Here is a 13,804-nt window from a genome sequence, read left to right as displayed (position 1 = left end):
CGCCGTCGTTCAGAGCGTTGAAAAGCGTCAGAGGTTCACTACGTTGACGAAGCGCGAAGCGGCGGTCTCGTCGATACGCAGGCTGGTGAAGTCAAACAGGTTGCGGTCGGCCAACTGTGACGGGATCACGTTCTGCAGGCTGCGGAAGATACTCTCGGTGCGGCCCGGCGTCTTGCGCTCCCACTCCTGAAGCATCTCCTTGACCACCTGGCGCTGCAGGTTTTCCTGGGAGCCGCACAAGTTGCACGGGATGATCGGGAATTGCTTGAAATCCGAATAGGCCTGGATGTCCTTCTCGTTGCAATAGGCCAGCGGGCGGATCACCACGTTGCGCCCATCATCGGCGCGCAGCTTGGGCGGCATGGCCTTGAGGGAGCCGTTGAAGAACATATTGAGGAAGAAGGTTTCGACGATGTCATCGCGGTGATGACCCAGGGCCATCTTGGTCGCGCCGATTTCGTCGGCAAAGGTATAAAGCGTGCCACGGCGCAGGCGCGAGCACAGCGAGCAGGTGGTCTTGCCTTCGGGGATGAGTTCCTTGACTACCGAGTAAGTGTCTTTCTCGACGATGTGGTACTCGATGCCCAGCTCTTTCAAGTACGCCGGCAGTACGTGCTCGGGGAAGCCCGGTTGCTTCTGGTCCATATTGACGGCGACGATCTCGAACTTGATCGGCGCGACCTTTTGCAGGTGCAGCAGCACGTCGAGCATGGTGTAGCTGTCTTTGCCGCCGGAGAGGCAGACCATGACCTTGTCGCCGTCCTCGATCATGTTGAAATCGGCGACCGCTTCACCGGCCAGGCGACGCAGGCGTTTTTGCAGTTTGTTCTGGTTGACCGTAAGAGTGCCCATGGCGCTTGGATCCGCTGGAGGTATGTGACGAAAAGCCGGGTATTTTACCGATAAGGTTGGCCAAGTTCCAATGTAGGAGGGAGCAAGCCCTCTCCCACACTTGGCTGCATGGCCGACTACAGACCGCGCCGCGATTAACCCCACTGTTTACAGCGCAATTTGCTCTAAAGCCCTACGGTTTTTCCGGTCATCACTTCCTATACTGCGACTTGAGGTCGCACACATATCCAGACCTTTCAGGCCATCTGGCCCGTGGGCGCTCCAATGGGGGGCGATGGTAATAACGACAGGAGTGACTGGCATGATCCATCACGTCGTGGGGCTTTTTACCCATCCCGACCAGGAATGGCGGGAAATTCGTGGCGATAAAGAAGAAAGCATCGGCCACATGTACCTCACTCATACCTTGATTCTCGCGGCGATCCCCGCCGTGTCTGCCTTTATCGGTACTACCCAGGTGGGCTGGGTCATCGGCAACCGCTCCCCGGTCATGCTGACCCAGGAAAGCGCGCTGTGGATGACCATCATGTCGTACCTGGCCATGCTCGGCGGCGTAGCGGTCATGGGCGCCTTCATTCACTGGATGGCGCGCACCTACGACGCCAGCCCCAGCATGGCGCGTTGTGTCGCCTTTGCCACCTACACGGCGACACCGCTGTTTATCGGCGGGCTCGCGGCGCTCTATCCGCATATGTGGCTCGGCATGGTGGTCGGAACGGCAGCCATTTGCTACACGGTGTACCTGCTGTACGTAGGGCTGCCGACTTTTATGAACATCGACCCCGATGAAGGCTTCCTGTTTTCCAGCTCGGTACTGGCCGTGGGCCTGGTGGTGCTGGTCGCGATCATGGCGTTTACCGTGATTGTCTGGGGCCTGGGCGTGGGCCCGATCTACACCAACTGAGTATTCACACCGCAGGCAAGGCCACCGCAAGGTGGCTTTGTGCGTCATGCATGACCATTCGGCGCCTGACAGATTCGGAAACACCCAGCTTTGCGGCATACTGGGCACCTCTGGAGATATGTACAGCATGCCCGAGCAACTCAATACCCGCGTCGAAGATTGTTTCCTGCTAGCCGAATCCTTTTTCAAACGAAGCTTCAAACGCCCCCAGGTCAGCCTCAAGCTGCGGGGCCAGAAAGCCGGTGTCGCGCATTTGCATGAGAACCTGCTGCGCTTCAACCCACAGTTGTACCGAGAAAACAGCCAACACTTCCTGAAGCAAACCGTGGCGCATGAAGTCGCGCACCTGATCGCCCACCAATTGTTTGGTGAACGCATCCAGCCCCATGGCGAGGAATGGCAGTTGATCATGCGCGGCGTCTATGAACTACCGCCGGACCGCTGCCACACCTATGCAATCAAGCGCCGCCAGGTGACCCGTTACATCTATCGTTGCCCGTGTGCCGACAGCGACTTCCCATTTTCGCCACAGCGCCATGGGCTGGTGCGGCAGGGGCGGCGTTACCTGTGCCGGCGCTGCCGACAGACCTTGGTGTTTACCGGGGAAACCCGCGTCGAGTGAAGGTTGCGGGGGGGTGTCAGAAATTTTGTGTTCGGGCATAACATGAGTAAGAGGTGCATGTATGCCAACCAAAAAGAAACCTGCGTTGCGAGAGCTGCCGAAAATCCCGAAAGAGCTGCTCGAGCAATTCACCGATGGACCGATGACCGCTGAAGCCATCGAGGACGCGTCTGCGGCGTTCAAGAAGGCTTTGATCGAGCGAGCCCTGAGTGCTGAGCTCGGGCATCACTTGGGCTATCCGCCGGGCGCGCAGCGCCCAGAGGATGAAACCAATCAGCGCAACGGCAAAAGCGGCAAGACGGTTCTAACCGGCGACGGCCCGCTCCGACTGGATATTCCTCGCGACCGGGACGGCAGTTTTTCGCCCATTTTGATCCCCAAGCACGAACGCCGCTACACCGGTTTCGACGACAAGATCATCGCCATGTATGCCCGTGGAATGACGGTCAGAGAGATCCGAGCGTTTCTTTCCGAGCAGTACGGTACTGACGTTTCTCCCGACTTCATCAGCTCTGTAACCGACGAGGTCATGGCAGAGATCGGTGCATGGCAACAGCGGCCTTTGGAGCCGATGTATCCGGTTATTTTCTTCGATGCTCTACGGGTCAAAATTCGCGAAGAGGGGCTGGTTCGCAACAAGGCGATTTACTTGGCCCTGGGCGTTTTGCCTGACGGAACACGCGATATTCTCGGCATCTGGATAGAAAATACCGAGGGCGCCAAGTTCTGGATGAAAGTTTTCAACGACCTCAAGACACGCGGCGTCGAAGACGTGTTGATTGCTGTGACCGATGGACTGAAAGGCATGCCAGAGGCTCTCAACGCCGTATTTCCAGACACGACACTGCAAACATGCATTGTTCATCTGATCCGCAACAGTCTTGATTACGCGGCCTGGGACAAGCGTCGCGAACTGGCCAAGGCGCTCAAACCGATCTATCAGGCGGTGACCGCCGAAGCGGCCGAGCAGGCACTGGATGCGTTTGAAAGCGGGCCATGGGGCAAGCAGTATCCGACGGTAGTGGCTGCCTGGCGCCGCGCTTGGGATCGTGTGATCCCATTTTTCGTGTTCCCGCCGGCGATTCGAAAAGTGATCTACACGACCAACGCCATTGAGAGCATCAACGCTCAGTTGCGCAAGATCATCAAGACCCGAGGTCACTTCCCGACCGACGATGCGGCGACAAAACTGATCTGGCTTGGACTGCGCAATATCACCGCAAACTGGGGCTCCGCGGCACATGACTGGAAAAGTGCGATGAATCAATTTGCGATTCTGTACGGAGATCGATTTATCAGGCCAACCTGGTAAAGCATGGCCTGCCTGACGGCAGGCCATTACCGGCCCGCACACAAAATATCTGACAGTCCCGGTTGCGGTGCCTGCCAGGGCCTCATCGCGGGCAAAACCGACGCCCACAGTTGATCGACATGACAGCGCGGTCAAATGTGGGAGGGGGCTTGCCCACCGATAGCGCCGGTGAAGTCACCCCACAACCTTGCTCCGCCGCAAATCGGCTATGCGCTGGGCACTGAAACCCAGCTCCGCCAACACTTCATCACTGTGCGCGCCCACGGCGGCGCCAATGTGCCGGGGCGCGGGCAACCCTTCCGAAAACCTCAACGGGCAGGCAATCTGGGCCTGGCTCGAGCCATCCCCCCTGGGCACCTGGCTGACCAGCGCCCGCGCCTTTAACTGCGGATGGGCCACGGCTTCGCTGAGCGTCAGCACCGGTTCAACGCAGGCATCCACCCCGGCAAACAGCTCGCACAACTCCTCGAAACTGCGCTTCTCGAACTCCACCTGCAAGGCCTGCTTAAGCGCCGGCTGCTGCTCTGGCTTCAAACCCTGCGCAGCCAACTCCGGGCGCCCCAACGCTTCACACAACCGCTGCATAAAAGCCGGCTCCAGGCTGCCCACTGACATCCAGCGCCCATCCCGCGACCGGTAGTAATCGTAGAAACTACCGCCATTAAGCACATGGCTTTCCCATTCCGGCTCCACCCCGCAGGCCAGGTAGCCAGCGCCTGCCATGGCATTCAGGCTGAACGAACAATCGGTCATGCTCACGTCCAGATACTGGCCCACGCCGCTTTGCTGTCGAGCGATCACAGCAGCGAGCAGGCCCACCACCGCATGCAACGACCCGCCGCCGACATCCGCCAACTGTATGCCCAACGGCAATGGCCCGCTGTCCCGACGCCCGGTGTAACTGGCCACGCCGGCCAGTGCCAGGTAATTGATATCGTGCCCGGCGCGGTCCTTATAGGGGCCGGTCTGGCCGTAGCCGGTAATCGACACATAAATCAGCCGCGGATTGATCGCCTTCAATGCGTCATAACCCAAGCCCAGGCGTTCCATCACCCCGGGACGAAATTGCTCAAGCACAATGTCGTAGCCCTTGACCAGCTCGCGCACAATCTCCAGCGCCTCTGCCTGCTTGAGGTCCAAGGCAAGGCTGCGCTTATTGCGGTTGAGGTAGGCATGGCTTGCCGACGTCCCCTGGTCATGGGGCGGCAATACCCGTAACAGGTCCATGCGCGTGGGCGACTCGATGCGCAGTACGTCGGCGCCCATGTCGGCGAGCATCAACGAGGCAAACGGGCCGGGTAGCAAGGTGGAAAAATCCAGGACTTTGAGGGACGCCAAGGGACCTGACATGGAGACTCCTGCTGGGTTTCGAATGCCCACAGACTAGGCAGCCTTGCGCCGACCGGCAATCGTCAGAACGATCAGCGACAGTGACCGTTTTGATCATGGCGGGCTTTTTCGCGTCGGCGGCTTTATCATTGGCCCACGTTTGCTTGCAGAGTGTTCCATGAAGTTCGCGATTGCACTGTTTTCCGCCGCCCACGCGCCCTCCTCGCGCCGCGCCTTGTTGTTCGCCAAGGCCGCATTGGCCGGTGGGCATGAGATTGTGCGCCTGTTTTTTTACCAGGATGGCGTGTACAGCGCTTCCAATGCCATCGTCACGCCCCAGGACGAGCAGGATATTGCCCGCCAATGGCGTGAGCTGGTCAGCGCGCACCAGCTCGACGGCGTCGTCTGCATCGCCGCGGCGTTGCGCCGTGGCGTGCTCAATCACGAAGAAGCCACGCGCTATCAACGCAGCGCGGTCAACCTGGAAGCGCCATGGGCATTGTCCGGCCTGGGCCAATTGCATGACGCCGCCCAGGCGGCCGACCGCCTGATCTGTTTTGGAGGACCGTGACATGGCCAAATCCTTGCTGGTGATCAGCCGCCAGGCGCCTTGGTCCGGGCCGAGTGCGCGGGAGGCCCTGGACATCGTGCTGGCCGGCGGCGCGTTCGACCTGCCCATCGGCCTGCTATTGCTCGATGACGGCGTGTTCCAACTGGCCCCGCACCAGGACGCCAAGGCCGTGCAGCAAAAAGACCTCAGCGCCAACCTGCAGGCGCTGGGACTGTTTGGCATCGACGACGTGTTCGCCTGCAGCCACAGCCTCGCCGCCCGCGGGCTTGTGCACTCGACCCTTGCCCAGCCGCTGGACAGCGCAGCCATCACCCAGCTGATTGACCGTTACGACCAGGTGATCACCCTCTGATGTCGACTTTACATGTGATATCCCACTCCCCGTTTACCGATAGCCGCCTCGAGAGCTGCCTGCGTATCTGCGGCAGCGAGGACGCCATCCTGCTCTGCGGCGATGGCGCCTACGGGCTGCACGCCCCTGCCCTGCTGACCAGGGGGGTGAAGGTCTTTGTGCTGGCCGAGGACATGCTGGCGCGTAATCTACCGCTGCCAGACTGGGCCGATAGCGTGGACTACCCGGGTTTCGTGCAGTTGTCGATTGACTACGACAAGGTCAACAGCTGGTTATGAACACCCTGACCGTAGGCGCTCGTACCCTTGAACTGGACAAGGACGGTTACCTCGTCGACCTGAATGCATGGTCCGTCGACGTGGCCAACGCCCTGGCCGCCGCCGAGCCTCTGGAGTTGACCGCGGACCACTGGGAAATCCTCGAGTTACTGCGCCAGTTCTATGCCGAATTCCAGCTGTCCCCCGCCACGCGCCCCCTGATCAAGTACACCGCCTTGAAGCTGGGCCCGGAAAAGGGCAACAGCCTGCACCTCAACAAACTGTTCAACGGCACTCCCGCCAAACTCGCCGCCAAGCTGGCGGGCCTGCCAAGGCCGACGAATTGCTTATGACCGACTTTGCCCCGCTGACCCTCGAAACCCCTGCCGAGCACCCCTTTGCGCAATTCGTACGCATCCTGGGCAAAGGCAAACGCGGCGCGCGCAACCTGACCCGCGAAGAAGCGCGCGAAGCCATGGGCATGCTGCTCGATGAAAAGGTCGAGGACACCCAGCTCGGCGCCTTCCTGATGCTGTTGCGGCATAAGGAAGAAAGCCCTGAAGAGCTCGCTGGCTTCACCGAAGCCGTGCGCGAACGCCTGCACGCACCGGCACTGAACGTAGATGTCGACTGGCCAACCTATGCCGGCAAGAAACGCCACCTGCCCTGGTTCCTGCTGGCGGCCAAATGCCTGGCGCAACATGGCGTGCGCATCCTGATGCACGGCGGCGGCGCACACACCGCCGGCCGGTTGTACACCGAGCAATTGCTGGAAGGCTTGCAGATCCCGCTGTGCCGCAACTGGCAGCAGGTGGAGGCGGCCTATGAACACGGCAACCTGGCGTTTATCCCGCTCGGCGATTGGGCACCGCAACTGCAACGCATGATCGACTTGCGCAATACCCTGGGCCTGCGTTCACCGATCCACTCCCTGGCGCGCCTGCTCAACCCACTGAATGCCCGGTGCGGCCTGCAAAGCATTTTCCACCCGGGCTACCAGGGTGTTCATCGCGATGCCAGCGGCCTGCTTGGCGACAATGTGATTGTGGTCAAGGGCGACGGTGGCGAGATCGAGATCAACCCCGACACGCTCAGCCACCTGTACGGCACCACGGGCGGGGCCAGTTGGGACGAAGAATGGCCCGCCCTCTCCGCCCAGCGCCATGTCAAGCCGGCCACGCTTGAGCCGGAGCACTTGAAGGCACTGTGGCGCGGCGACGTCGAGGACAGCTACCCGCAACTGGCCCTGATCGCCACCATGGCGTTGGCGCTGCGCGGCCTCGGCCACCCACGGGAACAGGCGTTCGAATTGGCCCAGCAATACTGGGACGCGCGGGACAAATCGATTTAATCGATCATTAACTTCCGGTCTTTGCGCTTTTAGTTCGAACTCATCCCTCTAGACTGGGCTCCAACGTTTATTAGCCAAGGAGCCCATCATGGGTTTGCTGATCAAAGGACACTGGCATGACCAGTGGTACGAAAGTAGCGCCGATGGCGCCTTCCAACGGGAACAGGCGCAACGCCGCAGCTGGGTGACCGCCGATGGCCAGCCCGGGCCAAGTGGTGAGGGTGGCTTCAAGGCCGAGGCCGGTCGCTATCACCTGTATGTTTCCCTGGCCTGCCCCTGGGCGCACCGTACCCTGATCCTGCGCAAGCTCAAGGGCCTGGAAAGCCTGATCGACGTCTCCGTGGTCAGCTGGCTGATGCTGGAAAACGGCTGGACCTTCGACAAGGCCCTCGGCTCCAGTGGCGATACGCTGGATGGCTTCGACTTCATGCACCAACGCTATACCGCCGACACCGCCGACTACACCGGGCGCGTTACCGTGCCGGTGCTGTGGGATAAGCAGTTGAATCGCATCGTCAGCAACGAATCGGCAGAGATCATTCGCATGTTTAACAGTGCGTTCAATGCACTGACCGGCAATACCCTGGACTTCTACCCCGAGACGCTGCGCCCAAGCATCGACACGCTGAACGAGCGCATCTACCCCGCCGTCAACAACGGTGTGTATCGCGCAGGCTTCGCCACTTCGCAGCCAGCGTACGAAAGCGCGTTTGATGATGTGTTTGCCGAACTGGACTACCTGGAACAGCACCTGGGCGACCATCGCTACCTGGCAGGCGAATACCTGACCGAAGCGGATGTGCGGCTGTTTACCACGCTGATTCGTTTTGATGCGGTGTACTACAGCCACTTCAAATGCAACCTACGGCGGATTGCCGATTATTCGAACCTTTCGAATTGGTTGAGGGAGCTGTATCAGTGGCCGGGCGTGGCCGAGACGGTGGATTTCGAGCACATCAAGGGGCATTACTACGCCAGCCACCGGACGATCAATCCGACCGGGATTGTGCCGAAGGGGCCGTTGCAGGCGTTCGATGCCAAGCATGATCGTGGACGGCTGAGCGGTAAGGGTGTCTGGAGCTGATCCAGAGGACTGGTTGGATCAAATGGCCTTATCGGGGGCAAGCCCCCTCCCACATTGGAATGCATTCCAAAATGTGGGAGGGGGCTTGCCCCCGATGCATTTAGGCTCAGACCTGGGCCTGGGCGCCTTCAAACCACTTCAGCTTCTCACGCAACACCACTACCTCACCGACAATCACCAGCGTCGGCGCATGCACTTCATGCTCCGCTACCATGCGCGGCAAGTCAGCCAAGGTGCCTGTAAACACGCGCTGGTTGGCGGTAGTGCCCTGCTGGATCAGCGCTGCCGGGGTATCCGCCGCGCGACCATGCTTGATCAACTGCTCGCAGATGATCGGCAAGCCAATCAGGCCCATGTAGAACACCAGCGTCTGCGAAGGCCCCACCAGGTCCTGCCAAGGCAGGTCCGAGGTACCGTCCTTCAAGTGCCCGGTGATAAAGCGTACCGATTGCGCATAGTCGCGGTGTGTCAGCGGAATCCCGGCATACGCCGCGCAACCACTGGCGGCGGTAATTCCCGGCACCACCTGGAACGGGATGCCATGGGCCGCCAGTTCCTCGATTTCTTCGCCACCCCGCCCAAAGATGAACGGATCCCCCCCCTTGAGGCGCAACACGCGCTTGCCTTGCTTGGCCAGGTCCACCAATTGCTGGTTGATCTGGTCTTGGGGCACGGCGTGATCGGCGCGACGCTTGCCGACATATACCCGCTCGGCATCGCGACGACACAGCTCGAGAATCGCCGGCGCCACCAGGCGGTCATACAGCACCACATCGGCTTGTTGCATCAGGCGTAAGGCGCGGAAGGTCAGCAGGTCCGGATCGCCCGGGCCAGCGCCGACCAGATAGACTTCACCCGGCGCATAAGGCGGCGCACCGTTGACCTTGTCGATCAGCAGGCGCTCGGCCTCATCGCCCTGCCCGGCCAGTTGCCGGTCGGCAATCGGGCCTTGGAACACCTCCTCCCAGAACGCGCGGCGTTGCTGCACATCCGGGTACAAGGCTTTGACCTGGGCGCGGAAACGCGCCGCCAACCCGGCCAATTGGCCGTAGGTAGACGGAATCCAGGTTTCCAGCTTGGCGCGGATCAAGCGCGCCAGCACCGGCGCGTCGCCGCCGCTGGACACCGCGATCACCAAGGGCGAACGGTCGACAATCGCCGGGAAGATCACGCTGCACAAGGCCGGCGCATCCACCACGTTGACCGGCACACAACGGCGCCTGGCATCACTGGACACCTGCGCATTCAGTGGTTCGTCATCCGTCGCGGCGATGATCAGGGTGCACCCCTCAAGGTCGGCCTCCTGATAACCGCGCAACATCAGCTCCCCGCCACTGCCCAGCACCAGTTCACGCAACTGGGGTTCAATCTGGGGAGCAACCACCCGCAGCAACGCACCGGCGTCGGCCAGCAGCCGGGATTTGCGCAAGGCAATCTCCCCGCCACCGACGACCAACACACGACTGCCGCGCAGGTTATGAAACAGCGGCAGAAATTCCATTTAGCCGATGACCTCAATGCCCGCCATGTAGGGCTTCAGCACGTCAGGTACACGGATCGAGCCGTCGGCCTGCTGGTAGTTTTCCAGCACCGCCACCAGGGTGCGGCCAACGGCCAGGCCCGAACCGTTGAGGGTGTGCACCAGTTCCGGCTTGCCAGTTTCCGGGTTGCGGAAACGCGCCTGCATGCGACGCGCCTGGAAATCACCGCAGTTGGAGCACGACGAAATCTCGCGGTATTTGTCCTGGCTGGGCACCCATACTTCGAGGTCGTAGGTCTTCACGGCGCTGAAGCCCATGTCGCCGGTGCACAACGCCAGTACGCGGTACGGCAGCTCCAGCAATTGCAGGACGCGTTCGGCGTTGGCGGTCAGCCCCTCGAGGGCTTCCATGGAGGTCGACGGCTCGACCACTTGCACCATCTCGACCTTGTCGAACTGGTGCTGGCGAATCATGCCGCGGGTATCGCGACCCGATGCACCGGCCTCACTGCGAAAGCACGGCGTGTGTGCGACAAACTTGATCGGCAGTTGCTTGGCGTCGAGGATCTCGCCGGCCACGATATTGGTCAGCGACACTTCGGCGGTCGGGATCAGGTACAAGTCGGCTTCGCCATCGCGACCGATCTTGAACAGGTCTTCTTCGAACTTCGGCAGTTGCCCAGTCCCCTGCAGGGCCGGCGCCTGAACCAGGTAAGGCGTGTACGCCTCTTCGTAACCGTGCTCGCCGGTGTGCAAGTTGATCATGAACTGCGCCAGGGCACGGTGCAGGCGCGCGATCGGTCCACGCAGCAGGGCGAAGCGCGCGCCGGACAGCTTGGCGGCGGTTTCGAAATCCAGGCCACCGCTCAGTTCGCCCAGGGCGACATGGTCCTTGATCTCGAAATCAAAGGTTTTCGGCGTGCCCCAGCGGCGCACTTCGACGTTGCCGTCTTCATCGGCGCCCACCGGCACGGACTCGTGCGGCAGGTTGGGAATACCCAGCAGGATTGAATCCAGCTCGCCCTGAATCTTCTCCAGCTCGATTTTACCGTCGGACAGCTCGGTGCCCATGCGCTCGACATCGGCCATCAACGGCGCGATGTCTTCGCCGCGCTGCTTGGCCTGACCGATGGATTTGGAACGCGCATTACGCTCAGCCTGCAGTGCTTCAGTGCGGGTCTGGACGGTCTTGCGCTGTTCTTCCAGCGCTTCGATGCGCGCAACATCCAAGGCAAAGCCACGGGATGCCAGGCGGTCCGCTACGTCCTGAAGGTTGCTACGTAACAGTTTGGAATCGAGCATGTCGTTCTCTCGTTTATCAAAGTTTGGTCAAGGACAGGCCGGCCCAGGTGGCGAGCAGCCCGCCGAACACGCTGATGCCCAGGTACCCGAAGGCGACCAGGGCCTGCCCGCTTTCCAGCAGGCGCAGCGTATCCAGTGAAAAGGATGAAAAGGTCGTCAGACCGCCTACAAAGCCGACAATCAAGCCGGCCCGAATTTCAATCGGCACTTCCGGGCGCAACAGGAACCAGCCGTACAACAGCCCAATGATCAGGCAACCCACCAGGTTGACGGCCAGGGTCGCCGCATAAAAATGCTTCGGCCAATTGGCGTTTACCCAAGTACCGGTGGCGAAACGCAATAATGTACCAGCGATGCCGGCAACGGACACGGCAAGAATCGTCTTGAGCACTACTTTCTCCGCTGTTTTGGGCTGAGGCGATCGAGTTGGGCGAGGTGATTGAGCTTTTCACCGATCTTCAGCTCCAGGCCGCGAGGCACTGGCTGGTAGAACGGCTGCGGCTCCAGATCGTCGGGGAAGTAATCTTCGCCGGCGGCATAGGCGTCCGGCTCATCGTGGGCATAGCGATATTCATCGCCATAGCCCAGTTGCTTCATCAGTTTGGTCGGGGCATTGCGCAGGTGCAGCGGTACTTCGAGGGAACCATGCTCGGCGGCGGCCCGCAGGGCCGACTTGAACCCCATGTACACCGCGTTGCTTTTTGGCGCGCAGGCCAGGTAGGTGATGGCTTGGGCCACCGCCAACTCGCCTTCAGGGCTACCGAGGCGCTCCTGCACCTCCCAGGCCGCCAGGCATAGGCTCAAGGCGCGCGGGTCGGCGTTGCCGATGTCTTCGCTGGCCATGCGCACCACGCGGCGCGCCAGGTACAACGGGTCACACCCGCCATCGATCATCCGCGCGAACCAGTACAGCGCGCCGTCCGGGTTGGAACCACGTACCGACTTGTGCAGTGCGGAGATCTGGTCATAGAAGGCTTCGCCACCCTTGTCGAAGCGGCGGCGGGTATCGCCGAGCAGGCTTTGCAGCAGGTCAACGCCAATTTCGCTGCCGTCTTCGGCCAGGTCGGAGGCGTTCTCCAACAGGTTGAGAAAACGTCGGCCGTCGCCGTCGGCAGCGCTCAGCAGGATCTTGAAGCCTTCGTCACTGAGGCTCAGCTGGCGCTTGCCCAAGCCCTTGTCTTCGCTCAAGGCGCGATGCAGCAGCTTGCGCATCGCCGCTTCGTCGAGGCTCTTGAGCACATAGACCCGCGCCCGAGAGAGCAAGGCGTTGTTCAATTCGAAGGACGGGTTCTCGGTGGTGGCCCCGATAAAGATCAGCGTGCCATCTTCGACATAAGGCAAAAATGCATCCTGCTGCGACTTGTTGAAGCGATGCACTTCGTCAACGAACAGGATGGTGCGCTTACCGTATTGCCCGGCCTGCTGCTTGGCGACCTCGACGGCCTGGCGGATCTCCTTGACCCCGGCCAGGACCGCCGAGACCGTTTCAAAGTGCGCGTCGGAGACCTTCGCCAGCAGCCTGGCCAGGGTGGTTTTACCCACGCCCGGCGGCCCCCAGAAAATCATCGAGTGCAGCGCACCCTGCTCCAGGGCTTCGCGCAGAGGCTTACCGCGAGCGAGCAGGTGTTCTTGACCGACATACTCATCCAGGTTGGTGGAGCGCAAGCGCGCGGCCAGGGGCTGGGCAATCGGGTCACTTCGAAACAGATCCATGGGCAGCGCTTGAGACCTCTAGGCAGGTTATTCCTGGATCACGTCGGCACCCTTGGGGATGTCGAACTTGAACTTGGATGCCGGTACCGGCTGGTTGGCCTTGACCCCGGAGAACAGGATATCGGTACGCTGGCCGACACTGTCGATCAGGCGCATGTTGTTGATCATGCCGTTGCCGAACGACAGGTTCAGGCTGTCAAACAGCGTGTCCTTGGATTTCGGCTTGAGGGTGAATTCGATCACATTGCTGGTTTGCTTGGAGGTGATGTCGAAGCTTTTGTTGATTTCCGACACGTCGCCCGACAGCAACAAAGCTGGAGTCTGGCTCAGACGCGGATCCAGCTTTTTGATGGTCGCCTGTTCCAGGTCAGGATCCCACAGCGTGACCTTCTTGCCGTCGGAAACGATGGTCTGTTCAGCCTTACCTTCGGTGTGCCAGTAAAACAGGCCTGGACGCTGCACGGCCATCTCACCCGCGGTTTCCTGCAACCGGGTACCACCGGCATCCAGGGTCAGCTGGGAGAAGCGCGCAGTCAGGGTCTGGGATTTGTCCAACAGGTTTTTCAAGCTGTCGACGGAAGCCTGGTCAGCGTGGGCCGAGACAGCAGTCAGGGCCAGTGCCGGCAACAACAGCATGCGGATAAGACGCATGGGAGTCCTCATTGAGTCGTTTAA

16 protein-coding genes are annotated in these 13,804 nt (G+C 60.8%); 9 read left to right on the top strand and 7 right to left on the bottom strand.

The window, feature by feature from the left end; all coding sequences use genetic code 11:
* Positions 1 to 27: 27 nt before the first annotated feature.
* A complete protein-coding gene (gene ttcA / locus P2T68_RS14550) occupies positions 28 to 852 on the bottom strand; it encodes a tRNA 2-thiocytidine(32) synthetase TtcA (RefSeq protein ID WP_150054751.1) in 825 nt (274 codons plus the stop codon).
* A 301-nt stretch (positions 853 to 1,153) separates the two neighbouring features.
* Here ttcA and P2T68_RS14545 point away from each other — a divergent pair, with 301 nt between their 5' ends.
* From P2T68_RS14545 to P2T68_RS14535, 3 genes are all read left to right on the top strand, one after another.
* Positions 1,154 to 1,756: a Yip1 family protein gene (locus P2T68_RS14545; protein ID WP_024076147.1), complete on the top strand. Its 603-nt coding sequence runs from the start codon at positions 1,154 to 1,156 to the stop codon at positions 1,754 to 1,756.
* Between the two features lie 127 nt (positions 1,757 to 1,883).
* Positions 1,884 to 2,378: a SprT family zinc-dependent metalloprotease gene (locus P2T68_RS14540; protein WP_041161247.1), complete on the top strand. Its 495-nt coding sequence runs from the start codon at positions 1,884 to 1,886 to the stop codon at positions 2,376 to 2,378.
* A 61-nt stretch (positions 2,379 to 2,439) separates the two neighbouring features.
* Positions 2,440 to 3,690, top strand: coding sequence for an IS256 family transposase (locus P2T68_RS14535; RefSeq protein WP_102625793.1), 1,251 nt, complete (start codon positions 2,440 to 2,442; stop codon positions 3,688 to 3,690).
* A 174-nt stretch (positions 3,691 to 3,864) separates the two neighbouring features.
* Here P2T68_RS14535 and P2T68_RS14530 read toward each other — a convergent pair whose 3' ends face one another.
* Positions 3,865 to 5,040 carry a CaiB/BaiF CoA-transferase family protein gene (locus P2T68_RS14530; RefSeq protein ID WP_024076149.1) on the bottom strand — a complete coding sequence of 392 codons (1,176 nt, stop codon included), beginning with the start codon at positions 5,038 to 5,040 and terminating at the stop codon, positions 3,865 to 3,867.
* Positions 5,041 to 5,197: 157 nt separating this feature from the next.
* Here P2T68_RS14530 and tusD point away from each other — a divergent pair, with 157 nt between their 5' ends.
* From tusD to P2T68_RS14500, 6 genes are all read left to right on the top strand, one after another.
* Entirely contained in the window at positions 5,198 to 5,590 is a 393-nt protein-coding gene (gene tusD, locus P2T68_RS14525) for a sulfurtransferase complex subunit TusD (RefSeq protein ID WP_041160966.1), read from the top strand.
* 1 nt (position 5,591) lies between these two features.
* Entirely contained in the window at positions 5,592 to 5,942 is a 351-nt protein-coding gene (gene tusC / locus P2T68_RS14520; RefSeq protein WP_024076151.1) for a sulfurtransferase complex subunit TusC, read from the top strand.
* Entirely contained in the window at positions 5,942 to 6,220 is a 279-nt protein-coding gene (gene tusB / locus P2T68_RS14515; protein ID WP_024076152.1) for a sulfurtransferase complex subunit TusB, read from the top strand. The genes tusC and tusB overlap by 1 nt, the downstream gene beginning before the upstream one ends.
* Positions 6,217 to 6,552 carry a TusE/DsrC/DsvC family sulfur relay protein gene (locus P2T68_RS14510; protein WP_024076153.1) on the top strand — a complete coding sequence of 112 codons (336 nt, stop codon included), beginning with the start codon at positions 6,217 to 6,219 and terminating at the stop codon, positions 6,550 to 6,552. Before tusB ends, P2T68_RS14510 begins: the two co-directional genes overlap by 4 nt.
* Entirely contained in the window at positions 6,549 to 7,550 is a 1,002-nt protein-coding gene (locus P2T68_RS14505) for a glycosyl transferase family protein (protein WP_024076154.1), read from the top strand. Before P2T68_RS14510 ends, P2T68_RS14505 begins: the two co-directional genes overlap by 4 nt.
* 88 nt (positions 7,551 to 7,638) lie before the next feature.
* Positions 7,639 to 8,634 carry a glutathione S-transferase family protein gene (locus tag P2T68_RS14500; RefSeq protein WP_024076155.1) on the top strand — a complete coding sequence of 332 codons (996 nt, stop codon included), beginning with the start codon at positions 7,639 to 7,641 and terminating at the stop codon, positions 8,632 to 8,634.
* A gap of 106 nt (positions 8,635 to 8,740) precedes the next feature.
* Here P2T68_RS14500 and cysG read toward each other — a convergent pair whose 3' ends face one another.
* Genes cysG through lolA form a run of 5 tightly spaced genes read right to left on the bottom strand, consistent with a single transcriptional unit; the run spans position 8,741 to position 13,780 of the window.
* A complete protein-coding gene (gene cysG, locus P2T68_RS14495) occupies positions 8,741 to 10,135 on the bottom strand; it encodes a siroheme synthase CysG (protein WP_024076156.1) in 1,395 nt (464 codons plus the stop codon).
* On the bottom strand, positions 10,136 to 11,416 hold the full coding sequence (serS, locus tag P2T68_RS14490) for a serine--tRNA ligase (RefSeq protein ID WP_024076157.1): 1,281 nt from the start codon (positions 11,414 to 11,416) through the stop codon (positions 10,136 to 10,138).
* Between the two features lie 16 nt (positions 11,417 to 11,432).
* Entirely contained in the window at positions 11,433 to 11,807 is a 375-nt protein-coding gene (gene crcB / locus P2T68_RS14485; RefSeq protein ID WP_024076158.1) for a fluoride efflux transporter CrcB, read from the bottom strand.
* On the bottom strand, positions 11,807 to 13,129 hold the full coding sequence (locus P2T68_RS14480) for a replication-associated recombination protein A (RefSeq protein ID WP_024076159.1): 1,323 nt from the start codon (positions 13,127 to 13,129) through the stop codon (positions 11,807 to 11,809). The genes crcB and P2T68_RS14480 overlap by 1 nt, the downstream gene beginning before the upstream one ends.
* Before the next feature lie 27 nt (positions 13,130 to 13,156).
* Positions 13,157 to 13,780 carry an outer membrane lipoprotein chaperone LolA gene (lolA, locus tag P2T68_RS14475; protein WP_069076504.1) on the bottom strand — a complete coding sequence of 208 codons (624 nt, stop codon included), beginning with the start codon at positions 13,778 to 13,780 and terminating at the stop codon, positions 13,157 to 13,159.
* Positions 13,781 to 13,804: the final 24 nt, after the last annotated feature.

This window comes from Pseudomonas sp. G11, assembly GCF_029457515.1.
Lineage (GTDB): Bacteria > Pseudomonadota > Gammaproteobacteria > Pseudomonadales > Pseudomonadaceae > Aquipseudomonas > Aquipseudomonas gorinensis.
Note: the sequence above shows the minus strand (reverse complement) of the source record. Positions and strands in the feature narration are given on the sequence as shown.